The sequence below is a fragment of the Bacillus sp. B25(2016b) genome, from assembly GCF_001679765.1.
Classification (GTDB): Bacteria; Bacillota; Bacilli; order Bacillales; family Bacillaceae_G; genus Bacillus_A; species Bacillus_A thuringiensis_K.
In genome coordinates, this window is record NZ_CP016285.1 from 1,718,969 (window position 1) to 1,742,623 (window position 23,655).

Here is a 23,655-nt window from a genome sequence, read left to right on the forward strand (position 1 = left end):
CGACTTGTTGATTTAGCCATACACACAAAGATAAGAAATGGTGCCCGTGGCACTTACGTTTTCGTTTCATTCCGCCTGCTTCTATGGCTAATTGATTAAGTGTAGCGGGAGACATATATCGATATAACTCTTCAGCGAATAAAGATAATTCTTGTTTTTGATTCATATTCATAAAAAACACGTCACCCTTTCTCATTAACATAAGAAAATAGTAACGTGCTTTTAACTTCAAAAATAGTCTAAATCCTTAAGTTGATGGATGTGGGGTACCGCCACATACCTATCAACCTAAAGATTCTGAATCATCAACAAAATAAAAATGAACTTTTTGTTACAAGTTAATACAAAATTTTGTTCTGGAGGCACTAAAAAATTTTAGCTTGATAGTGATGGGATGGGGCCTCTATATAAAAAAACACAGTTTACACTCAAACTGTGTTTTTCGACGTAAAATGATTTATCAACATCTCTTGTTATTCTTTAAAATCTGCAACAGAATCAGGATTTCCCCTCAAAGTATAAATTCCAAGAGGAACCGTTTTTTTATTTACTTATATACGTACAGCTGTACCACTGACAGCAACCATTAACATTCCATCACGAACAACTTCGTAATCTACGTCAATACCAACGATAGCGTTCGCACCTTTTTCTTTTGCAAGTTCTTTCATTTCGCCCATTGCAATATCACGAGCGTCTTTTAGCTTACTTTCATAAGCACCAACACGGCCACCGACAACATCACGAACGGAAGCGAATACATCGCGGACAATATTTGCACCCATAATAGCTTCACCATTTACAATATCAATATACTCAATAATCTCTTTACCTTGAATTCCAGAAGTTGTTGTTACAATCATGACTGACACTCTCCTAATATCTTATAATTTTTGATTAGCTTTCTTATATCATAGAAAAAGTATTTTTGGCACCAGAAACAAGTCTAGTTTCTTACAGAATGAAACCAAGGCAATTGTTTAACATATGTATCGCTATAACATATGCAATGGATCTTTTAGAAATAAGATAAGCCGCAGTAAGTATCAACGATCCAGGTAAATAAATAGCAATATCCGAAAGTTGGTTCGTATGAAGAAGTGTAAAAATCATAATCGAAATGATAGATGCAATAGCGGTACCAATATGGTAAGAAAAACGATTTATTAATATGTGGCGAAACACAATTTCTTCAAGTATTGGACCCAGAATACCAAATACAAGCAATGTAAATACAAGAGGTACCTCTGCACCCGTTTCAAGGAGCTGCTCTTGGTTCTCTGGTTGACCAGTTGCTAGAAAATACATAACACACTGTTCCACAATTAACGTAAATAAAACTACCATAGGAATACTTACTATTTTCAAAATTGTCTTCTCTTTAAAATAAGTAAAACTTTCAATAATTTCTTTCCTAAAGCAAATGATTCCTACAATAGCAGGTACAGTAAAACCGATGGCACTAAGAACAAATTCTGATTCAATTAAATTGACATTAGCTAAAAGTGATATGCCAAATAATATGTACAAGCCAATTTGAAATGGTACAAACAGTGTAAAGATTATTAGCATAATAAGTTCTTTTGTATTCGTTTTTATAAAGTTCACTTTATTACCTCCATAATTAAATTACTTAGAATCTTTGGTTTTTCTTGCTACATTAGGTTCTCCTTCTAAAATATATTTATATAAATACCGAACCGGACCGTTCGGTTCGGAAACTAATGATACTATAAGTTTCTAGTTTTTTAAACCCCTTTTATAAATTATTAATAAAATAAAAATGGTAAACAACAAATATATTTATACCTCAGTTGCTTATTTACAAGCAAATTTCAGTACTCATTAATTTTAGACAATTAGCTTTTTATAGAATGAAGTGATAAGGCTTTTAACTGCAAGGACTGCGGGAGATATCCTAATATACGAAGTGAAAGTGGGAGTAGTTCAAACACTTTAGCTAAACATATTAATAAAAATTATATATAATTATCATATGTCTATACGTTAAAATTTACTATATATTTTTACACCTCTACGATTTTAGATAAAATTAGTTGTATAATATGACTGAATTAAACAATTGGTCATATTGTTTTGACAGAAAATTCACTTAAGTTATATAGGTAATACAATTTGATTAACTTCTTTTCAAACTGTATTGTTTGAGGTTTCCATAAGATAGGGATTGATAAGATATTTCTGTTCCAAACTTATTTATACTTACAAAAAAATTAAGAAAATAGAGGGTAAACATTACCTAGAATATTAGGATCGTTTTCATTAGGAGGATTACAAAGCATGACTAAAGTTGATAAGGTTAAAGAAAAAATTATTGAAACATCTTTATATTTATTTAATACTAATGGGATAACTCGCACATCCATCCAGGATATAATGACAGCTACTGAACTACCTAAAGGATCTATTTATCGTAGATTCAAAAGTAAAGAAGAAATTGTCCTTGCTGCCTACGACAAAAGTGGTGAGATTATGTGGAGTCATTTTCATAAAGCAATGGAAAATAAAAAGACAGCAATCGATAAAATCCTTGCAATTTTCCTTGTATATCAAGATGCAGCTAATAATCCTCCTATTGCTGGAGGCTGTCCATTACTTAATAGCGCAATTGAAAGTACTGGAGTATTTCCAGAATTACAAAAAGCAGCAGCAAAAGGTTATGATGATACAGTAATGTTAATGGCTTCTCTCATAAAAGAAGGAATAGAGAAACAAGAACTTAAAGAAGATATAGAGGTTATATCACTTGCTTCCTTTCTTGCATCTTCAATGGAGGGGGCTATTATGGCAAGTCGAGTATCTAACGATAATATACACCATCATTATTTTATTGAACAAATAAAACATCATCTTTTCACTTATTCTAAATAAGTGGGAACTTGCATTGTTTTCATCCACTTTTTATAAAATTAAATTGAGTAAATACCCCTTATAAATAGTAACTTCTGTTTATAAGGGGTATTTGAATAGACTTTAGCAAAGGGAGCTTTTTACACGTTGTTTGGATTATTTCACTAATACGAACTTTAGTTGAAGAGCAAGCCATAATGAAAAAGCTGTTTTAATATACTAATTATGTATCATATGTTAAAAAACTTATGTTATTTTGTTTTTCTAAGTTTATAGCTAAGAAGAATATAAGAATTAGAGGAGGGGGAAAATTGAAATTTTTTACGATATTTGCATCAAGGAATGATACAAGTGATATAGAAGGTTTCATTACTCAAGTTTTTCAAAATGGGTTTAAGGTTGAACGCAATAAAAATGAATATACGATTCAATCGAAAAGACTATTTGGCAAAAATAAAATTATTATTCGGGTGGATTCTGAAGAATCATCTCCTGATTATTTTTTCAATAATATTCCTGGAATGATGCACATGTACGATCAAATCGAATTTCAAGAAGAACATCTTAAGAAGATGGTTTTGGCACAGATTTCTGTAATTAATACCATAATCGCTATAGAGACGAAGAAGGATTATAGTGATGAATACGTGGAGCTGTTTCTTAAATTACTTAATGAGGTGAACGGTATTGGTTTTATCCCTGATCGAACTCTCATCGGGAAGGATGGAAAAGTAATTGTATTTCCGGATGGATCCTCTGGTCCTTCAGAATTTACTCCTCAAGCATGTACGAACAAAATAAGGGGACAGAATAGTACTTCTACCGATGGGGAGAAAAGAAAACAGAAATCGATAAGCTATCTGCAAGATAAAGAGATTCCATATATAGAAGGATTGCCTCAATTGCCTCCTTTGACAAGTATTCAGTTAAGAAGCCGAGAAGAGATTACGAAGAGAGCAGTAGCTTTGTTGATTGTCATACAATATGCTTGTGATGTTGTCCAAGAAGGAGATTTGAAAACTTCCAAAGAGTTCGTCATGGAGCTGCTGAATCAATTTGATGTGGTTGAATCATTAACGATGCAGGAAAGGAATTTTCTAAATTCAGAGGAACCTGATGAGAAAGAAGCGATACAGATTGCATGGCAGTATGAAGCCCAATGGGTTTTGCTTTGGTCAATAGGCCTCGTGAATACACTGAAATTCCCAAGAGAAATCTGTGACTGTCATTATGCAATTAAACTTGTTTCTGATTGTAGTTCTTTTAATGAATTTTATCAAAAAACAAAATTGCGAAATGCAGAAGAAATTTTGGACGAGGCCGACCTTATTTATCGGCTTCATTGGGCTTGTGTACATGATAGAATTAATGCGAGAGAAGCAACTGCAGGTATGCATGAAAGTATTGTTATTGAAAGACGAAGAGGCTTGTTTTGGCTAATCAATTATAAAAATGAAGATTGGGATTGTATCTCCATGGATACATAATCCATATTCTTTGTTCTGTAGAGCATTTGTATTCTAGATAATCGAATTATTGCTTCATCAGTTTAATCCCTTATAGAAAAACGGGCGAAAATGCCATAGATAGGAGAAAAAATAGTCTTTGATATCCTAAGCCTCATATACAACTTGAACGGCTTTGTTATTGTTACTGCAGAAAAAATGTGAATTAAATGTTAATCGATTTACATGTTTCAAGCGTATCTATATTGAGTTTGTAAATCTACACAATAAGTTTTCATTATATATATTAAGTGTAGTAGAAGTTCAGTTAGAAAAAATTCGGTAGTCGAATTTTTTTGCATAAAGCTGTATAATGCTTGTAACGAAAGGGAAATACAGGAAGGGATTTGTAATGAGTTACTATGGAAAAAGATAAACAACAATTAAGCGTTGAAGTTGCAAGATTATATTATCAATCAGATTATAGTCAGCAAGAAATTGCTAACAAATTAAATATTTCAAGACCGACGATTTCTAGATTGTTAAAGTACGCGAAAGAAAAAGGGTTTGTTCAAATTAGCATCGCTGATCCATTTGCGGATTTAGATAACGTTGGGAATTTACTGAAAGAAAAGTACAACTTGTTAGAGGCACATGTTGTATTTTCTCCAGTGCCGGAATATGCAACGATTACAGAGTATATTAGTAAATATGCTGCTGAGTATATGGAAAAGACGGTTAAAAACGGTGATATTGTTGGTGTGAGCTGGGGAATGACTATGTATGAAATCGCTAGAAAAATCGTACCGCAACATGTAAAAGGGGTAGAGGTTGTCCAGCTAAAAGGTGGTATTAGTCATTCAAGTGTAAATACATATGCGAATGAAACAATAGCTTTATTTGCAGATGCTTTTCAAACGACGCCAAGAAATCTACCTCTTCCAGTTATATTTGATAATGCAGTGACAAAAGAATTAGTAGAGCAGGATCGACATATTCATCACATTATCGAAATGGGGAAGCAAGCGAATATTGCAATTTTTACTGTAGGAACAGTGCGAGACGAAGCGCTATTATTCCGATTAGGTTATTTCGATAAGGAGGAAACAAGTTTACTCAAAAAACAATCGGTCGGTGACATTTGTTCACGTTTCTTTGATGGAGACGGAAATATTAGTAGCGAAGAAATCAATAAGCGTACCATTGGAATTGAGTTAGAGGAACTGAAATTAAAGAAACGCTCTATTTTAGTTGCAGGTGGTAATAGAAAAATAAAAGCAATTGATGGTGCGTTACGTGGCGGGTATGCAAATGTATTAATTATCGATCAGCATACAGCAAAAGAATTGTTGCATTATCAAAAAGATTAGAAATAAAAGGCGTTCTCAAAATGTTAATTTTGAGAATGCCTTTTATTTTGTTATGTATGAATGATAGGTGTTTTTTTGAACACAAATTGCCTCTTTAAAAATAATTCTGGATATAGAGATACATACTACCATTGTTAATATAAAAGTTTTGATTTTAAATGAGAAGTGTTTCTTAGTTAGAATGAGCTTTACTTACTACAAGAAAATTCCTTTTAAAAAAGAATGAACAAAATTTCAAAAGTATATTTACATTTGTTCAACTAAGAGTTAGAATGAAGTTGTTAAAAGATATGAGGAGTGAAGATAATGAACATTGCAAAGTTAATTGACCATACAATTTTAAAAGCTAATACTACTAAAGAAGATGTTATGAAAGTAATCGAAGAAGCAAAGGAATATAAATTCGCTTCTGTTTGTATTAACCCAACATGGGTAAAATTAGCGGCTGATGAACTAGCTGGACATGATGTAGACGTTTGTACTGTAATCGGTTTCCCATTAGGAGCAAGCACGACTGAAACAAAAGCATTTGAAACAAAAGATGCTATCGCAAAAGGTGCAACTGAAGTTGATATGGTAATCAACGTAGGTGCTTTAAAAGATGGCGACAACGAACTTGTTGAAAAAGATATTTATGAAGTAGTACAAGCAGCAAAAGGAAAAGCTCTTGTAAAAGTAATCATTGAAACTTGCCTATTAACAGATGAAGAAAAAGTACGCGCTTGTGAATTATCAGTAAAAGCTGGTGCTGATTTCGTAAAAACTTCAACTGGATTCTCAACTGGCGGAGCAACTGCTGAAGATATCGCATTAATGCGTAAAACAGTAGGACCAAACGTTGGTGTAAAAGCATCTGGCGGTGTTCGTACACGTGAAGATGCAGACAAAATGGTAGCTGCTGGAGCTTCTCGCGTTGGAGCAAGTGCTAGTGTTGCAATCGTATTAAATGATGCAAAAGGTGCTACAGATAACTACTAATCGATAAAAGGTTAAAGCAATAGATATACGTTTAAAGTATATCTATTGCTTTAACAATTGAAAAAAATGTAAGCGGATACGAATGGGAGGAAACGGCTTATGAAATACTTAATCGGTGTTTTTGGCCTCGTATTGATTTTAGGTATCGCTTGGCTTGCTAGTAATGATAGAAAGAAAGTCAAATATCGTCCAATCATAACGATGGTTATATTACAATTCATTTTGGGGTTTCTATTATTAAATACAAGTATAGGGAATATATTAATTAGCGGAATAGCAGATGGTTTTGGAGAGCTATTAAAATATGCCGCTGACGGTGTGAATTTCGTATTTGGTGGATTAGTAAATCAAAAAGAGTTTTCGTTCTTTTTAAGTGTATTAATGCCAATCGTATTTATATCAGCCTTAATCGGTATTTTGCAACATATTAAAGTATTACCTATTATTGTGAAATCTATCGGTCTAGCATTAAGTAAAGTAAATGGAATGGGGAAACTAGAATCATATAACGCTGTTGCTTCTGCGATTTTAGGACAATCTGAAGTGTTTATTTCAGTTAAGAAACAACTAGGGTTATTGCCAGAAAAAAGAATGTATACATTATGTGCATCAGCAATGTCTACCGTTTCTATGTCTATCGTTGGATCATATATGGTTTTATTAAAACCACAATATGTTGTAACCGCTTTAGTACTTAACTTATTCGGTGGCTTCATCATTGCTTCTATCATTAACCCGTATGAGGTTACTGAGGAAGAAGATATGTTAGAAGTACAAGAAGAAGAGAAGAAGACCTTCTTTGAAGTATTAGGTGAATACATTATTGATGGATTTAAAGTTGCGATTACAGTAGCAGCTATGTTAATTGGTTTCGTAGCTCTTATCGCATTCATTAATGCAGTATTTAAAGGTGTAATCGGTATTTCATTCCAAGAAATTCTTGGTTATGTATTTGCACCATTTGCATTTATTATGGGTGTACCTTGGCATGAAGCAGTTAATGCCGGAAATATTATGGCAACAAAATTAGTATCAAATGAATTTGTCGCTATGACAGATTTAGCACAAGGAAACTTTAATTTCTCAGATAGAACGACAGCGATTATCTCTGTATTCTTAGTTTCATTTGCAAACTTCTCTTCAATTGGGATTATTGCAGGAGCAGTTAAGAGCTTAAATGAAAAGCAAGGGAATGTAGTCGCAAGATTTGGTTTGAAATTACTATTCGGTGCAACGTTAGTAAGTTTCTTATCAGCAACAATCGTTGGCTTATTATTTTAATAGATTTATATAATATAAAAAGGAATGGTGATTGTGATGAGAATGGTAGATATTATTGCAAAAAAGCGTGACGGCAAAGAATTAACGACTGAAGAAATCAAATTCTTTATTAATGGATATACAGACGGAAGTATTCCTGATTATCAAGTGAGTGCGCTTGCAATGGCAATCTTCTTTAAAGATATGACAGATCGCGAACGTGCAGATTTAACGATGGCGATGGTTGAGTCTGGAGAAACGATCGACTTATCAGCAATTGAAGGAATTAAAGTAGACAAACATTCAACTGGCGGTGTTGGTGATACAACAACTTTAGTATTAGGACCATTAGTTGCTGCTTTAGATGTACCAGTAGCAAAAATGTCTGGTCGTGGTTTAGGACATACTGGCGGAACAATTGATAAATTAGAAGCAGTAGAAGGATTCCACGTTGAAATTACGAAAGAACAATTCATCGATATTGTAAACCGTGACAAAGTAGCTGTTATTGGACAAACAGGAAACTTAACACCTGCAGATAAAAAGATTTATGCATTACGTGACGTAACAGGAACTGTTAACTCAATTCCTTTAATCGCAAGTTCAATTATGAGTAAAAAAATTGCAGCTGGTGCTGATGCAATCGTACTTGATGTAAAAACAGGTGCTGGTGCATTTATGAAAACAGAAGAAGATGCAAAAGAATTAGCACATGCAATGGTACGTATCGGAAATAATGTAGGACGTCAAACAATGGCAGTTATTTCAGATATGTCACAACCTCTTGGATTTGCGATTGGTAATGCTCTAGAAGTGAAAGAAGCGATTGATACGTTAAAAGGTGAAGGTCCAGAAGATTTAACAGAATTAGTACTTGTATTAGGAAGTCAAATGGTCGTACTTGCGAAAAAAGCAAATACGTTAGAAGAAGCTCGTGAAATGCTAATTGAAGTGATGAAAAACGGAAAAGCAACTGCGAAATTTAAAGAGTTCTTAAGCAATCAAGGCGGAGATAGCTCAATTGTAGACAATCCAGAAAAAATGCCACAAGCTAAGTATGTAATTGATGTACCTGCAAAAACTTCAGGTGTTATTTCTAACATTGTTGCAGATGAGATTGGTATTGCAGCTATGTTACTTGGTGCAGGTCGTGCAACGAAGGAAGATGAAATCGATTTAGCAGTAGGATTAATGTTACGTAAAAAAGTTGGCGATGCAGTAAAAGAAGGCGAGCCATTCGTAACAATCTACGCAAATCGTGAAAATGTAGAAGATGTAAAAGCAAAAATTTATGAGAACATCTCTATCGCTGAAACAGCAGTGGCTCCTAAATTAGTTCATACAGTTATTACTGACTAATCATCATTTCATTTACTTTGAGGGGGAAATAATATGGATAAGAAAAAATATATTGAAGAAGCAAACAAGATGTTATCGAAAGCGTATATTCCGTATTCTAAATTTCCTGTTGGCGCAGCGTTAGTTACGAAAGAAGGGAAAATCTATACTGGTTGTAATATAGAAAATGCTTCTTACGGTTTATGTAACTGTGCAGAAAGAACAGCAATATTTAAAGCAGTATCAGAAGGTGAGCGCGATTTTAGTTACTTAGTTATTACAGGAGAAACTGATGGCCCGATTTCACCATGTGGTGCGTGTAGACAAGTAATTGCTGAATTCTGTGATCCGAAAATGCCTGTATTATTAACGAATGTAAAAGGTGATGAAAAAGAAGTGACTGTTGAGCAATTACTTCCAGGTGCTTTCACAATTGACGATTTAAAATAAGTTAAAAAGCCATTCTGCAATTATTAATTGCAGAATGGCTTTTTTGTTCATATTCCGTTCATAAACTTTGCGTAAAATGATTGCAGTGAATATGGAAAGTTTACAGCAGGAGGAATATAATGAAGAAATTCTATAATATGGCATGTAGTTACTTATTGGTTTATGATTCTGCTAAAAAAGTCATTTAAATAGATAGGAGTGGAAAGTATGATAGCACTTTTATCAAGTATCGTAGCAGTTTGTATGGCTGTTGGGTAATGTTTCTACGTTTTAAAGCAGCGAAAAAGCCGGTAACGAAAAAGAAAATTATATTGCCAACAATTTTTATGAGTACAGGCGCGATGATGTACTTTTTACCTGACTTTCGATTAACATCGTTAGAAATAGTCGAGGCAATTAGTATAGGGCTTATTTTCTCTATTTTTCTTATTAAAACAACTAAGTTCGAAATAAAAGGCGAACATATATTTATGAAACCTTCAAAAGCATTCATATTCATTTTAGTAGGCTTATTAGCTGTACGCGTGGCATTAAAGTCATATTTAAGCCAATCAATTGATTTGGCAGAGTTAAGCGTAATGTTTTTCTTACTTGCATTTGCGATGATTGTGTCGTGGAGAATTGCGATGTATCGCTCGTTTACTAAATTAGAAAAGACAATAAACAGAGCTGGAATTTCTATATAGGAAATCCAGCTCTGTTTATGTTTTATTGAAATTCTTTAGCGCGGAACTCATTTGCTTAATTTTAAACGTATTTGAGCATCTTGTAATGCAACTGGTGTAACGTTAAGACCATTAGGATCAACAATTTTTGTATTTAATAAAATGGAATCTAGGCTTCCACGAAATGTTTCTGTATAGTTTTGGCGCAACATTTGTTGTTCTTGTTTTTCATCAACTGTTAATCCAGATGTTCTTTCTTTTTTTGATAATTCATTAATACGGAATAAAATGTTTTGCATTTTGTTCACCTCTTATTTTAAAATAAATTAGCCGCTTACTAATTTATAGTTATTGTAACTTGTTTAGTTGTTTGTGTCAATACTATCTAAAATTAAGTTAAAAATTGACGAAAAATTATAACAATAATAGAATGAATTGTATTGATGATTAGTTTCACAAGCATACATAGAACACTAGGAGGATTATTATGAAATCAACATTTTTTGCTCAAAATAGAGAACGATTAGCAAACACATTACCAGAGGGATCTATTACGATTTTATTTGCGGGACAAGCACCGCATATGTCAGCTGATGCACATTATAAATTTGTACCGAATCGTAATTTTTACTACTTAACGGGAATCCATGAACCAAATGTTATTTTTATGCTGAAAAAGGTTGGAAGTAGTGTTGAAGAAACACTTTTCATTGAAAAGTCAGATCCAGTAATGGAAAAATGGGTCGGTAAAACAGTTTCTAACGAAGAAGCAGAGAAAATTTCAGGTATAAAGAAAGTTGTATATTTAGATAGCTTTGAAAAGACAATGTCAAATATACTTTTTACAGAAAATGCGAAGCATCTATATTTAGATATAGAACGTCGTGATTGGAATGGTACGGAGACAAAAACATTAGCATTTGCTAAACATGTAAGAGAAAAATACCCACACGTAACAATTGGTAATGTATATCCGAACATTTGTGAATTACGAGTATTTAAAACAGAGGAAGAAATTGAAATTATTAAAGAAGCGATTGCTATAACGAAAGACGGTATTTACAACGTACTTAAGCATGCAAAAGCAGGCATGATGGAGTATGAATTAGAAGCACAATTTGATTTTACACTGAAGTCATCTGGCATTAAGTACCATGCGTTCAATACAATTTTGGCGAGTGGGAAAAATGCTACAGTTCTTCATTATGAAGATAATGATGCACAAATTCAAAATGGTGACTTAGTATTACTAGATTTAGGTGCTCAAAAAGACTACTATAACGCTGATATTAGTTATACATTCCCGGCAAATGGAACATTCTCTAGTCGCCAAAAACAAATTTATAATATTGTATTAAAAGCATTAAAAGAAACAACAGAGATTATTAAGCCAGGATTAAAGTTCGCTGCATTAAATGAGCATACAAAAAAGGTACTGGCAGAAGAGTGTAAAGCAATTGGTTTAATTCAAGAAGATGAAGAGTTATCAAAATACTATTATCATGGTGTCAGCCATTTCCTTGGTTTAGATACACATGATGTAGGAACATATAAAGATAGAGTGTTAGAAGAAGGTATGGTTATAACAATTGAACCTGGTCTTTATATTGAAGGAGAATCAATTGGAATTCGTATTGAAGATGACATTCTTATAACGAAAGACGGGTATGAAAACTTGTCAAAAGATATCATTAGGGAAGTTGAAGAAATTGAAGAATTTATGAGTGTAAATAATGAACATGTAAAAGGAAACCAAGCTGTAGTTAAATAATAAAAGAGTCATCACTAATTTATTTGAACTTTATCTCGAATCGTGGACAATTAAAAAATCCATGATTCGGGATAGGGTTCTTTTCTTCGAAATACTAATCTTTAATTATTAATCCTAATAAAGTAGCAAACTGAACAGCTTGATATGTCGATACTTTACATCCTCTTAAATCGTTCACTGAAACTGTAAGTGTATCAAAGGTAGAGGAACTAATATCTATCCCCTTCAGTGATGTCTGATCAAAATTAGCTTCATTAAGACTACATAATTGGAATTCAACTTTTTTAAGTTTACAGTCAAAAAAATCTGCATTATTTAATGAAGTTTCATTGAAGATGATTTTTTCTAGTTTAGAATTTCCAAATGCCGCTAAATTCAAAATTGAATTCTCAAATTTAACATTTCCTAAGCTAGATTCTGTGAAATTTACTCCGATTAATTTACTGTTTTTAAATTCGACTCTGTGAACAGAAGAATTGCTTAAATTAACATTTGATAAATCACAGTTTTCAAAACAAACATCTGTAATATCAATATTGCTAAAGTCTGTATTAGTAAACTTACAGTTTTTTATCACCGCATCATATAACCGCACTCTATCTACAGATTCATTTTCGAAAGTGGAGTCTATAATTTCACACACTTCCAATGTTGGATCTTCTTCATAAAAAATATCTTGAAAATTCTTTGAAGATAACTCTGGTGAAATTTTTGGTCTATCAATTTTCATCGTATATCAATCCTCTTCTATTTGATATATTTGTGTAATTTGAGTCCATTGTCTGTGAAGAACATTAGTTCTTATTATACAAAAATGTAAGTTCTTTTGTGAAGAGCATTTTAGCTACATTTTTCTTAATTTAATAATAGTAGTGTTATTGTTTCATAAGAAATAACGTCAAAACAAATACGAGAACGGCTAATATAGTCGTTACAAGGAAAGTATTTTGTCTTTCTAAAATATTCGCTTCCTGTAAAGTCTCCGCTTTTAGTAATTTTCCAATTAAGTTACGTAAAATCTAATTACATCTCCTTATTTTCTTGAAAATCAACTTCTATAATGATTTTGAAAAATAAGAAGGAGGGATTTTCCATGAAGCGATTTGTATTAACAGCTGTTACGGTCTCTGTAATATTTTTAATTGCTGCATGTTCTTTGGCCACAAATACAACAAATGATCATAAAAATATGAAAGATAAAAAAACACTACAGACTGAAACAGCTACAAAACCATTGAAAGTTGAAAAAGGACCAGAAGTTACTTTAATAGCGAAAGAAGAAAAGCAAAAGTTAAGTAACGGTGTTATTGTTCCAGTCTGGACATTTAATGGCTCATCTCCTGGTCCAGAAATTCGGGTGAAAAAAGGTGAAAAGGTGAAAGTGACATTAAAAAATGAATTATCTGCACCAGTATCTATTCATTGGCATGGATATCCTGTCCCAAATAACATGGATGGAATTCCAGGCGTGACACAAGATGCAGTTGAACCAGGAAAAAGTTTCACTTACGAATTTGAAGCGAACGTACCAGGAACGTACTGGTATCACTCGCATCAAGATTCTGTAAATCAATTAGATAGAGGTTTGTATGGAGCGCTCATTGTAGAAGATACAAAGGAAAAATATGATAAAGATTACACATTAATGTTGGATGAATGGGTTACAGATAAAGAAGAAATGAATAAGCAGTTAAAAGAAATGACAAAAGGGCAAATAGGTAATAAATCTAAAGGTAATGAAAATGGGGAAAAGAATGATGATAAGAACGGCATGGATCATTCCGGTATGGACATGGACAGTGATCAAAAAGATTCTGGCAATATGACAATGGACCATGGAAATATGAAGATGGAAGGTCATGATATGAGTATGTATGATTTATTCACAATCAATGGAAAAAGCGGTGATTTAGTAGTGCCATTGAAAGTGAATAAGGGAGATAAAGTTCGTCTTCGACTCGTTAATGCTGGTTATCTATCACATGATATACATGTTCACGGTCATGATATAAAAGTAATTGCGACAGATGGTCAACCAATAAACGATCCAAAAGTTATAAAGGATAAAGTAATTTCAATCGCACCGGGTGAACGTTATGATATTGAATTTACTGCTAATAATACTGGGAAATGGTATGTTGAAGACCATTCGAAAAATAAAGATGCAAAAGGAATGAAAGCTATTATTGAATATGATGGCAGCAAAGAGATGAAAGATAAAGCAGACGAAAAAGAAAAATTACCGAAAGTAGATATAATGAAATATGGTACTAAAAAATTAGGAAGTTTCACGTTAAATCAAGAGTATACTGCCACATATAATATGGACTTAAATACGCAAATGAATGGAAATGAAATGGTATATACAATTAACGGAAAGGTATTTCCGGATATTGACCCAATTCAAGTGAAAAAGGGTGATTTAGTAAAAGTGAAGTTGGTAAATCGTTCTAAAATGGATGATCACCCAATGCATTTGCATGGTCATTTCTTCCAGGTGTTGAGTAAAGATGGAAAACCGATAGAAGGTTCTCCGATTGTTAAAGACACATTGAATTTGAAGCCAGGAGAAGAATATGAAGTAGCCTTTGTAGCAGACAATCCTGGTGAGTGGATGTTCCACTGTCACGACCTACATCATGCTTCAGCAGGGATGGTAACGGAAGTGAATTATACAGATTATAAATCTGGCTATGTTCCAAATCAAAACATTCCTAATAAGCCAGAATAATAGGAAGCAGTTATCCTCTGGATAGCTGCTTATTCATTTTTGTTGCAAGTACTAATGTATATGTTGATTATGCCCAGGTGAAGGTGAGGGAGTATGATCTGGAAATGTCACGAATACGGCAACGATAATTATTACACTAATTGAAAGGAATAACAAAAAACGCCGTTGGATAAAAGTAGACAAGTTCTCTGATAACAATTGAATTATACATGACATAGTAATCGTTATAGTAAGTAAGAGACTAATGAACAGTATACTATGAGCTTGTTGAGCATTTAACATTTCTGTAATCATTGCTCCCATCATACTTGCCATTAATCCAGAGAACATTCCTTCTAAAGCAGTATATAGGTGAAAACGTAGACCCACTAAAAAACCGATAAAACCACTAATTAAAATAGCAAGTAAAGTAGAATATAGTAATTCCCCCTTAAAGAGAATGCCTAAATAAAAACCAATACTTAAACCGATACTCATACTAAAAGACATAATAAATACCATATACTCCATTAGGGTACCCTTACGTTTAGAAATATTGGATGCAATAAGAATTGAGATACAGCAAAGTGTTAGGGCAGTTAACGTATAAGCAAACATTATGATACCTCCTTGTCCTATCGTTCATTTCATCATATGTGTACTTATGATAATTTATATCTGCATATTATCTGCACAATTTCATAGATGTAGGCAAAGGAACGCTTGATTTTTTAGGGCGTCTTTTTTAATTGTAAGAATGTGAAAGAAATTGTTATATTATGAGTTTCTATTGTGAAGCCATAAAGAATAAGCGTATAATATTATAGGTCTCACATTTGCGAGACAAACCGCGAATGATAAATAAGATTGTTGTTTTATCATCGCTTCTAAACATATAGACAATGAAAGTAACACTGGAATACAGATAGGGAGTTATAAAATGAAATTAATTATTGCCGAGAAACCAGATCAAGGTTTGGCTCTTGTTTCACAATTTAAATATCGCCGGAAAGATGGGTATTTAGAAGTAGAAGCGAATGAGTTATTTCCAAATGGAGCGTACTGTACATGGGCAATTGGTCATTTGACGCAGTTATGTAATCCAGAGCATTATCACGCAGAGTGGAAAAAATGGTCACTTAATACATTACCGATGATTCCAGAGCGTTTTCAATTTGAAGTAACAAAGTCAAAGTATAAGCAATTTAACGTTGTGAAACAGCTGTTACATAATCCACAGGTAACAGAAATTATTCACGCAGGCGATGCTGGGCGTGAAGGGGAACTAATCGTACGAAATATTATTAATCTTTGTAACGTGCAAAAGCCGATGAAGCGTCTATGGATTTCGTCTTTAACGAAGCAAGCTATTTATCAAGGGTTTAAAAATTTACTTGACGAATCAGATACAATTAATACGTATTACGAAGCATACACAAGATCTTGTGCTGACTGGGTTGTTGGTATGAATGCATCACGTGTGTTTAGTATTTTGCTAAAGAAAAAAGGAATGAATGATGTATTTTCTGCTGGTCGTGTCCAAACACCAACGTTAGCATTGATTGTAAAGCGTGAGAAAGAAATTGAAAACTTTAAGTCAGAGCCTTTCTGGGAAGTGTTTGCAACCTTTAATATAGAAGGAAAGAAATATGACGGGAAATGGGAGAAGGATAATGAATCCCGCTTAAAAGACCCTGATATGGCGAATAAAATTGCGGCATTTTGCCAAGGGAAACCGGCTGTTGTGAAGGAAATGAAAACGGAGCGTAAAGAGTTTCAGCCGCCGCTTTTATTCAACTTATCATCACTGCAAGCAACGGCAAATAAAGCCTTTAAGTTTTCACCGAAAAAGACGCTTGATATAACGCAAGCACTCTATCAAAAAGGGATTGTTTCTTATCCACGTTCAGATTCTAACTATGTTACAGAAGGTGAAGCAGCGACTTTCCCTGATATTTTACAGAAGTTAAGTCAGTTTGATGAATATAAGGGTTTATTACCGGCTCCGGTTGAATCCATTATGAACAATAAGCGTTATGTAAATGAAAAGAAAGTAACAGATCACTACGCGATTATTCCGACAGAGCAAGTTACAAACCCAAGCAGACTATCAGGTGATGAAAAGAAAATATACGATATGATCGTAAGAAGGCTTATTGCAGCTCATTATGAAGTTGCAATCTTTGACTATACTACAATCATTACGCTTGTAGATGAACGCGCTGAATTCATTTCAAAAGGAAAACAGCAAATTCAAGAAGGTTGGCGTAAAGTTATTTTCCAAGACGATAAAGATGACGAAACCATTCTTCCAATTGTAGCTGAAGGTGAAGAAGGAAAAGTTGTAAAGGTGAAAGTGAAAGAAGGAAAAACACAGCCACCGAAGCGTTATACAGAAGGACAACTTATTACGTTAATGAAAACAGCCGGTAAGTATTTAGAGAATGAAGAGCTAGAGAAGGTATTGAAGAAAACAGAAGGTTTAGGTACGGAAGCGACCCGCGCGGGTATTATTACGATGCTGAAAGACCGTAAATATATAGATGTAAAGAAAAACCAAGTGTATGCGACTGATAAAGGAAAAGTATTAATTACCGCAATTGGTGACAAAATACTAGCTTCACCGGAAATGACTGCGAAATGGGAACAACGTCTTGCGGAAATTGGTGAAGGTACAGCTTCACCAGCTACATTTATGGAACAGACGAAAAAGCTATCAGCTAAAATTATTGAAGACGCAGTGGAAATGTCTGAGAAGTGGGATTTCACGGGACTACATGTTGAATCGATTGAACGAAAAGGATCGAAATTTACAACGGGTAAAAAGGTTGGTAGCTGTAAAAAATGTGATGGCGATGTAATTGATAAGTCAACGTTTTACGGTTGTTCTAACTATAATACAACGCAATGTGATTTCACCATTTCAAAGAAGATATTAAGTAAAACAATTTCGCAAAAGAATATGACAAAGCTCTTAAAAGGTGAAAAGACTGATTTAATTAAAGGCTTTAAAAAGGGCGAGAAAACGTTTGATGCGAAATTAGAGTGGAAAGATAATAAGATTAATTTTGTATTTGAGAATTAATTTGTTAAAAGAGCATGACATAAAACTGTCATGCTCTTTTGTTTTTTCTTTTATATAAAATTTAACGATAAAAAAAATCCCTTAAATAATAATTTTTTATTGTAAAACGATAAATTTTGTATTAAAATCAAAATCATAATAAATGAGTGAGGTGCTTTTGTTAAAAGGTAACAACCTTATTTTTAAAATTAGAGGAGGTATAACTATGAACATTAACAATTTGATTGTTAAACATATGGATAACCCCCATGAGTTGGAGAAGATGTATAGAAAAGATCCGAAAGCTTTTAAAAAAGCATTCTCACAAGCATGGGACCAAAACCCTGATTCTCAAATTCTAGGTGCTTGGTATGAAAGGTTGCATTTCAAGGAGAAGGTAAATAAAGAAAAAACATCTTTGTTTCAAAAAGGTTTCTTATTCATGGGCCTTTTAGCTATTCTGGCCGGCATAAGCACTAGAATCATTTTCCACTTTGTTGAGCAGGAAGCAATTGCTCCAATTAATTTGGCTTTTGGTGTAATTCCCTTTATTGCTGCTTATTTTGTTTACAATAATAAGCCGAAAAAAAGTATTATTTATTCCCTTATAGCGTTATTCCTAGTTTCCGGGGTGTATCTTAATACGTTGCCAATAAATTATAAAGACAGTACCATACTTGCGTATTTACATCTTCCTATATTTTTATGGGTCTTAGTAGGGCTTGCGTTTACAGGAAATGAATATTCAAAAGGCGGTACAAGATTAGCCTATATTAAATTTAATTTAGAATATTGTCTTCTCTACGGGAGCATGGCAGTGAGCGGAATGATACTAGCAATATTCACCATGCGTTTATTTAGCTTTGTTGACTTAGATATAGGAGAATTCTATTTTAGTAATGTTGTTTTATTTGGAGCAGCGGCTCTCGCTATTGTGGCTGCATACTTAGTATCAATGAATCTTAAGCTTGCTAAAAATATTACACCATACATATCTAAAATTTTTAGTCCTCTCGTCCTGATCACGTTGCTTATCTATCTTATAACGGTAATTTGGGTCGGGAAAAATCCGTTCTTGGATCGCAATTTCCTAATGGCTTTCAACGGAATACTCCTTGGTGTATTGGCTGTTACCATATTTTCTATCGTTGAAAGTGACTCGGACGAGAAAAAGAACATTTCAGATTATATAAATTTTTCCTTAATTGTTCTGGCACTTATTATTGACACTGTTGCATTGTCAGCCATCGTATTTAGACTTTCATCTTACGGGATTACACCTAATAGACTAGCTGTTTTAGGTGTAAACATATTGATCTGGGCAAATCTAATTTGGATTATGTTTTCCTATATGCGTTTCTTGCAAAACAAATCAGGACCGACAGCTATCCAAGATGCCATTACGAAGTATTTGCCAATCTACGGACTTTGGGCAGCTTTCGTTATATTTACGTCTCCTATCATTTTTAATTAGAAAGGATCTGTTAATGTAACGAAAAGTTAATTCTCTATAACATATAAAATTTTTAGAGCCCATCGATTTATAATTGGTAGTATTATGTTTGTAGTTTCGGTAATTTCATTTGTAATGATAAATAAGAAATAAGTGTTGTATGTAATCTTTCCATAATAAAAAACGTCCCAAAATGGGACGTTTTTTATTATGCGTATTGCCGTTTTTTCTTAATAAGCAACAAAACTTGTGACACACAAGCTAGTACTGGTAACTCAATCAATGGTCCAATAACGAGTGCAAGTGCGATAAGAGGCTCATCTGGAAAAGCGGTCACAGCGATAGCTAGTGCAACAGGTGAGTTTCTTGCTAACGTTGTTAAGCTTAGACTTACTGTATCTTTGTAAGATAAATGCATCATGCGCCCGATAAATTGTCCTAGTAAAAAATTAATGATGAAGAACAATAGAACAGGAACGAGTAATAATAAAACAACATTCATATTTTGTAGTAAATATTTACCTTGTGATGCAAACATCGCTACTATTGCTAAACTTAAAAATACAATTTGAGCAGAGCTAAAAAACGGAATGAGTTTATTCTCGAGAGTTTCAGCTTTTTTTATTTTATCCATAATGAATTTTGTAGCGTGTGCAAGTATAAATGGTAAGACGATTACGATAACAATACTTTCTACTAAAACAGAAACCGCTACAGTTTTCATGACACCAGCAAATAAAAATAAATAAATGGGAAGGAGTAGAACTTGCAAAATTAAATTTACAGGTAAAATTGCAGTAGAAAGTGCTACATTACCTTTCGCTATTTCAGTAAAGATTAAGTACCAATCTGTACATGGAGTAACCATTAACATTATAAATCCAACCCAAAGTGCTGGATGATCGGAAAGAAATAGTGCCCCTAACCCCCAAGAGAGTAAAGGTGTCCATAAGAAGTTAATAGTAAGACTTGTTCCAGCAAATTTTAAATTGCGAAATCCGTTTTTTATTTCTTTTAATGGGATGCTGAGGAATAATCCATATAGCATGAAGAATAAGAAGGGAACAATAAACTTGTCTGAATACGTATGTATCATATTAAATTGTCCGAGTACGATGCCGCATGTAACAGCAAAAAGAATAATAAAAGTTTGAATCTTTTCTATAGTGCTCATGAATAAATCCTTTCTATCTATGAATTTTCCTCTCTAAGTTTATTATACAAGTAATAAAGATGTATTTGGTGTTCAATTGTATTTCACTTAATGTTTTTAAGTTGAGATTTTATTTTTTATTAAAAGTCACTTTACTAAAGTTAGTAACTATATTAAAATCACTTACGTAAGGTAATTAAATAACAAAAAGTACAATAGTGTAACTTAAGGTATCTATTGGAACTTTTTCTTAGAATAAGAATTTTTATGATGATGAATAATGAATATGAAAAGAAAGATTAGGTGAAGAAAATGGGACTATTTAGCTCATTATTTGGTAAAAAAGAAGAAAATACGACTGTAGAGGGGAATAAAAAAATGTCGAAAGTATTATTTGTAAAAGCAAACGATCGTCCAGCGGAGCAAGCAGTTAGTTCAAAAATGTATGAAACATTTGTAAGTACTTATAAAGAAGCAAATCCAAATACAGAAATTACAGAATTAGATTTATTTGCATTAGATCTTCCTTATTACGGAAATATTGCGATTTCAGGTGGATATAAACGTAGCCAAGGTATGGAGTTAACAGCTGAAGAGGAGAAGGCAGTTGCTACAGTAGATCAATATTTAAATCAGTTTTTAGAAGCTGATAAGGTTGTATTTGCATTCCCATTATGGAACTTTACAGTACCAGCACCATTAATCACATATATTTCATACTTATCTCAAGCTGGAAAAACGTTTAAATATACAGCAAATGGCCCAGAAGGTTTAGTTGGTGGTAAGAAAGTAGTTGTGTTAGGTGCTCGTGGTTCAGATTACTCTTCAGAACAAATGGCTCCTATGGAAATGGCAGTTAATTACGTAACAACTGTACTTGGATTCTGGGGAATTACAAATCCAGAGACAGTTGTAATTGAAGGACACAATCAATATCCAGATCGTTCACAACAAATTGTTGAAGAGGGTCTAGAAAACGTTAAAAAAGTAGCAGCAAAATTTTAATTCATGATAGTAAATGGAAAAACCAACATGGATGACTATGTTGGTTTTTTAGTCTATTTTTCATGTTAAAAAATGTATATTTATAAAATAAAAGAAAAGTTCGAAAATAGTATTGCAAAATATTATATAGCAAACTATAATGAGTTCAAGAATAGTTGATACTTAAATTAAATATTCAGAAAATTCAATTAGTTAAAATTGGAAAATGAGATAAGGAAACTTGAATGGGGGTTATATTATGGCGAATAAAGTACCGTTTTCGTTCATAGTAGTTATTGGATTAATGTTATTTGCACTATTTTTTGGAGCGGGAAATTTAATTTTCCCAGCGATGCTTGGTCAATCAGCAGGAGAGAATGTATGGATTGCTAACGCTGGATTTTTAGTAACTGGTGTTGGACTACCATTACTAGGTGTACTAGCATTTGGTTTTTCAGGTAAAGATGATTTGCAGTCATTAGCAAGTCGCGCTCACCCAGTGTTTGGGATTGTGTTTACAACAGTTTTATACTTAGCGATCGGTCCGTTATTTGCAATACCGAGAACAGGAAATGTATCTTATGAAATTGGTCTTAAGCCGTTTATGCCAGAGGGAGTAGGTTCTACACCTTTAATTCTTTTCACAATTATATTCTTTAGCATCACTTGTTTTTTTTCGCTAAATCCCGCGAAAATTGTCGATATTGTTGGAAAAATTTTAACGCCAATTAAGTTGACTTTCATCGGTATTTTAGTAATCGTTGCTTTTATACATCCGATTGGAGATATGCAAGCACCAGCGGAAGCTTATACATCACATGCATTCTTTAAAGGATTCCAAGAAGGATACTTAACGATGGATACGCTCGCATCATTCGTATTCGGGATTATCATTATCAATGCTATTAAAGAAAAAGGTGCGAAAACGAAAACACAAATTATGGTCGTTTGTGCAAAAGCGACAATAATTGCAGCATCTATTTTAGCAATTATTTATACAGCTCTTTCTTATATGGGTGCTTCAAGTGTTGCGAAGCTTGGACATTTAGAGAACGGCGGAGAAGTATTAGCGAAAGTTTCTAACTACTATTTCGGATCATATGGCGGAGTATTATTAGGATTAATGATTACAGTAGCTTGTTTAACAACTAGTGTGGGACTTGTATCAGCATGTTCTTCATTCTTCCATAAGTTATTCCCAAATGTTCCTTACAAAGCAATTGCAATTACGCTATGTGTATTTAGTGCAATTGTTGCAAACGTAGGATTAACACAATTGATCGCAGTTTCTGTTCCAGTATTAACAGCAATTTATCCACTAGCAATCGTATTGATTTTCTTAACATTCTTCCATTCATTATTTAAAGGAAGAGCTGAAGTTTATCAAGTAAGCTTAATCGTAACATTTATCATCAGCTTATTTGATGGATTAAGTGCAGCTGGAGTTAACATTGAAGTAGTAAGCCAAGTGTTCACTAAATTCCTTCCGATGCAGGAAGTAGGATTAGGCTGGATCTTCCCAGCGATTATCGGTGGATTTATCGGATATGGCATTAGCATTTTAAAAGTGAAAAATCAAGTTCAACCAGCAACTAGAGCGGATAAGAAAATAGGTTAAATAAAAAAAGTTATAGACTTGTTTCTATAGCTTTTTTTGTTACTATTAATAATGAGAAAAAATAAAGTAGTAGGGGAAATAAAATGAAAAAAACAATTGATCATATCGGAATCGCAGTTCGTGATATAGATAGTACGATACGTTTTTATGAACAGGTTCTATCAGGAGAATTAATAGATCGTTACGTAAGTGAAGCTCCTGGTGTGGAAAGCGAAGTAGCCATTCTTGAAGTGGATGGAGATAGAATTGAATTACTTGCACCGACGAATAATACGACATCTCCAATTGCCCGTTTTATTAAACAAAAAGGTAAAGGTGTTCATCACGTTGCGTATCGTGTCGATGATTTAGATGTGGCTCTAGAAGAGTTAAAAGAACAAGGTATTCGGACATTAGAGCATACACTTCGGATTAATAAGCACGGTAGAAGATTAATATATCTTAACCCAGCGGATACAGAAGGAACGATTATCGAGTATTGTGATTATCCGGAAGAGAAATAGAAGAAGGATATTTTTAAAAAGG

20 protein-coding genes and 2 pseudogenes are annotated in these 23,655 nt (G+C 33.4%); 15 read left to right on the top strand and 7 right to left on the bottom strand.

Going from position 1 to position 23,655, the window contains the following annotated elements; translation table 11 throughout:
* From BAQ53_RS08860 to BAQ53_RS08870, 3 genes and pseudogenes are all read right to left on the bottom strand, one after another.
* Positions 1-172: pseudogene (locus tag BAQ53_RS08860) on the bottom strand (IS4 family transposase); the annotation flags it as partial.
* 379 nt (positions 173-551) lie between these two features.
* Complete coding sequence (locus BAQ53_RS08865; RefSeq protein ID WP_000637518.1) at positions 552-863, bottom strand: heavy metal-binding domain-containing protein; 312 nt, start codon at positions 861-863, stop codon at positions 552-554.
* A 91-nt stretch (positions 864-954) separates the two neighbouring features.
* A complete protein-coding gene (locus BAQ53_RS08870) occupies positions 955-1,608 on the bottom strand; it encodes a CPBP family intramembrane glutamic endopeptidase (RefSeq protein WP_202822528.1) in 654 nt (217 codons plus the stop codon).
* 693 nt (positions 1,609-2,301) lie between these two features.
* Here BAQ53_RS08870 and BAQ53_RS08875 point away from each other — a divergent pair.
* The 8 genes and pseudogenes from BAQ53_RS08875 to BAQ53_RS08910 all read left to right on the top strand — a co-directional run bounded on the left by BAQ53_RS08875 (position 2,302) and on the right by BAQ53_RS08910 (position 10,398).
* Positions 2,302-2,892: a TetR/AcrR family transcriptional regulator gene (locus tag BAQ53_RS08875; RefSeq protein ID WP_000169651.1), complete on the top strand. Its 591-nt coding sequence runs from the start codon at positions 2,302-2,304 to the stop codon at positions 2,890-2,892.
* 290 nt (positions 2,893-3,182) lie between these two features.
* On the top strand, positions 3,183-4,358 hold the full coding sequence (locus tag BAQ53_RS08880) for a DUF4272 domain-containing protein (protein ID WP_208906738.1): 1,176 nt from the start codon (positions 3,183-3,185) through the stop codon (positions 4,356-4,358).
* 380 nt (positions 4,359-4,738) lie between these two features.
* A complete protein-coding gene (locus tag BAQ53_RS08885; protein WP_000409784.1) occupies positions 4,739-5,686 on the top strand; it encodes a DNA-binding transcriptional repressor DeoR in 948 nt (315 codons plus the stop codon).
* A gap of 306 nt (positions 5,687-5,992) precedes the next feature.
* Positions 5,993-6,664, top strand: a complete 672-nt coding sequence (gene deoC / locus BAQ53_RS08890) for a deoxyribose-phosphate aldolase (RefSeq protein ID WP_001017441.1) — start codon at positions 5,993-5,995, stop codon at positions 6,662-6,664.
* A 99-nt stretch (positions 6,665-6,763) separates the two neighbouring features.
* On the top strand, positions 6,764-7,945 hold the full coding sequence (locus tag BAQ53_RS08895; protein ID WP_000876175.1) for a NupC/NupG family nucleoside CNT transporter: 1,182 nt from the start codon (positions 6,764-6,766) through the stop codon (positions 7,943-7,945).
* 36 nt (positions 7,946-7,981) lie between these two features.
* Entirely contained in the window at positions 7,982-9,283 is a 1,302-nt protein-coding gene (locus BAQ53_RS08900) for a pyrimidine-nucleoside phosphorylase (RefSeq protein ID WP_002093946.1), read from the top strand.
* A gap of 33 nt (positions 9,284-9,316) precedes the next feature.
* On the top strand, positions 9,317-9,712 hold the full coding sequence (locus BAQ53_RS08905; RefSeq protein ID WP_000358533.1) for a cytidine deaminase: 396 nt from the start codon (positions 9,317-9,319) through the stop codon (positions 9,710-9,712).
* Positions 9,713-9,919: 207 nt separating this feature from the next.
* Positions 9,920-10,398, top strand: a pseudogene (locus tag BAQ53_RS08910) (CcdC family protein).
* A gap of 47 nt (positions 10,399-10,445) precedes the next feature.
* Here BAQ53_RS08910 and BAQ53_RS08915 read toward each other — a convergent pair.
* Complete coding sequence (locus BAQ53_RS08915; protein ID WP_001179616.1) at positions 10,446-10,676, bottom strand: DUF896 domain-containing protein; 231 nt, start codon at positions 10,674-10,676, stop codon at positions 10,446-10,448.
* Between the two features lie 188 nt (positions 10,677-10,864).
* Here BAQ53_RS08915 and BAQ53_RS08920 point away from each other — a divergent pair, with 188 nt between their 5' ends.
* The gene (locus BAQ53_RS08920) at positions 10,865-12,148 is read left to right on the top strand and encodes an aminopeptidase P family protein (protein WP_202822530.1); all 1,284 of its coding nucleotides are present in this window, start codon (positions 10,865-10,867) and stop codon (positions 12,146-12,148) included.
* Positions 12,149-12,242: 94 nt separating this feature from the next.
* Here the strand turns inward: BAQ53_RS08920 and BAQ53_RS08925 are convergent, their stop codons facing one another.
* Entirely contained in the window at positions 12,243-12,878 is a 636-nt protein-coding gene (locus BAQ53_RS08925; RefSeq protein WP_000687272.1) for a pentapeptide repeat-containing protein, read from the bottom strand.
* Positions 12,879-13,241: 363 nt separating this feature from the next.
* On the opposite strand from BAQ53_RS08925, the gene BAQ53_RS08930 reads away from it, so the two are divergent.
* Complete coding sequence (locus BAQ53_RS08930) at positions 13,242-14,879, top strand: multicopper oxidase family protein (protein ID WP_202822531.1); 1,638 nt, start codon at positions 13,242-13,244, stop codon at positions 14,877-14,879.
* Between the two features lie 51 nt (positions 14,880-14,930).
* Here BAQ53_RS08930 and BAQ53_RS08935 read toward each other — a convergent pair whose 3' ends face one another.
* Positions 14,931-15,476 (bottom strand): hypothetical protein, encoded by a 546-nt coding sequence (locus BAQ53_RS08935; protein ID WP_000458516.1) that lies wholly within the window; start codon positions 15,474-15,476, stop codon positions 14,931-14,933.
* Positions 15,477-15,798: 322 nt separating this feature from the next.
* Between BAQ53_RS08935 and topB the strand changes: the two genes are divergently transcribed.
* Both topB and BAQ53_RS08945 read left to right on the top strand, forming a co-directional pair.
* Entirely contained in the window at positions 15,799-17,943 is a 2,145-nt protein-coding gene (topB, locus tag BAQ53_RS08940; protein WP_208906739.1) for a DNA topoisomerase III, read from the top strand.
* Positions 17,944-18,148: 205 nt separating this feature from the next.
* Positions 18,149-19,396, top strand: coding sequence for a DUF4153 domain-containing protein (locus BAQ53_RS08945; RefSeq protein ID WP_208906740.1), 1,248 nt, complete (start codon positions 18,149-18,151; stop codon positions 19,394-19,396).
* A gap of 187 nt (positions 19,397-19,583) precedes the next feature.
* Here BAQ53_RS08945 and BAQ53_RS08950 read toward each other — a convergent pair whose 3' ends face one another.
* Positions 19,584-20,549 (bottom strand): arsenic resistance protein, encoded by a 966-nt coding sequence (locus BAQ53_RS08950; protein ID WP_000103819.1) that lies wholly within the window; start codon positions 20,547-20,549, stop codon positions 19,584-19,586.
* Between the two features lie 291 nt (positions 20,550-20,840).
* Between BAQ53_RS08950 and BAQ53_RS08955 the strand changes: the two genes are divergently transcribed.
* The 3 genes from BAQ53_RS08955 (at position 20,841) to BAQ53_RS08965 (ending at position 23,633) form a co-directional block, all read left to right on the top strand.
* Positions 20,841-21,533 carry an FMN-dependent NADH-azoreductase gene (locus tag BAQ53_RS08955; RefSeq protein WP_000522529.1) on the top strand — a complete coding sequence of 231 codons (693 nt, stop codon included), beginning with the start codon at positions 20,841-20,843 and terminating at the stop codon, positions 21,531-21,533.
* A 238-nt stretch (positions 21,534-21,771) separates the two neighbouring features.
* Positions 21,772-23,130, top strand: a complete 1,359-nt coding sequence (brnQ, locus tag BAQ53_RS08960; RefSeq protein WP_046945394.1) for a branched-chain amino acid transport system II carrier protein — start codon at positions 21,772-21,774, stop codon at positions 23,128-23,130.
* Between the two features lie 83 nt (positions 23,131-23,213).
* Positions 23,214-23,633 carry a VOC family protein gene (locus BAQ53_RS08965; protein ID WP_000750855.1) on the top strand — a complete coding sequence of 140 codons (420 nt, stop codon included), beginning with the start codon at positions 23,214-23,216 and terminating at the stop codon, positions 23,631-23,633.
* The last annotated feature ends 22 nt before the right edge of the window (positions 23,634-23,655 follow it).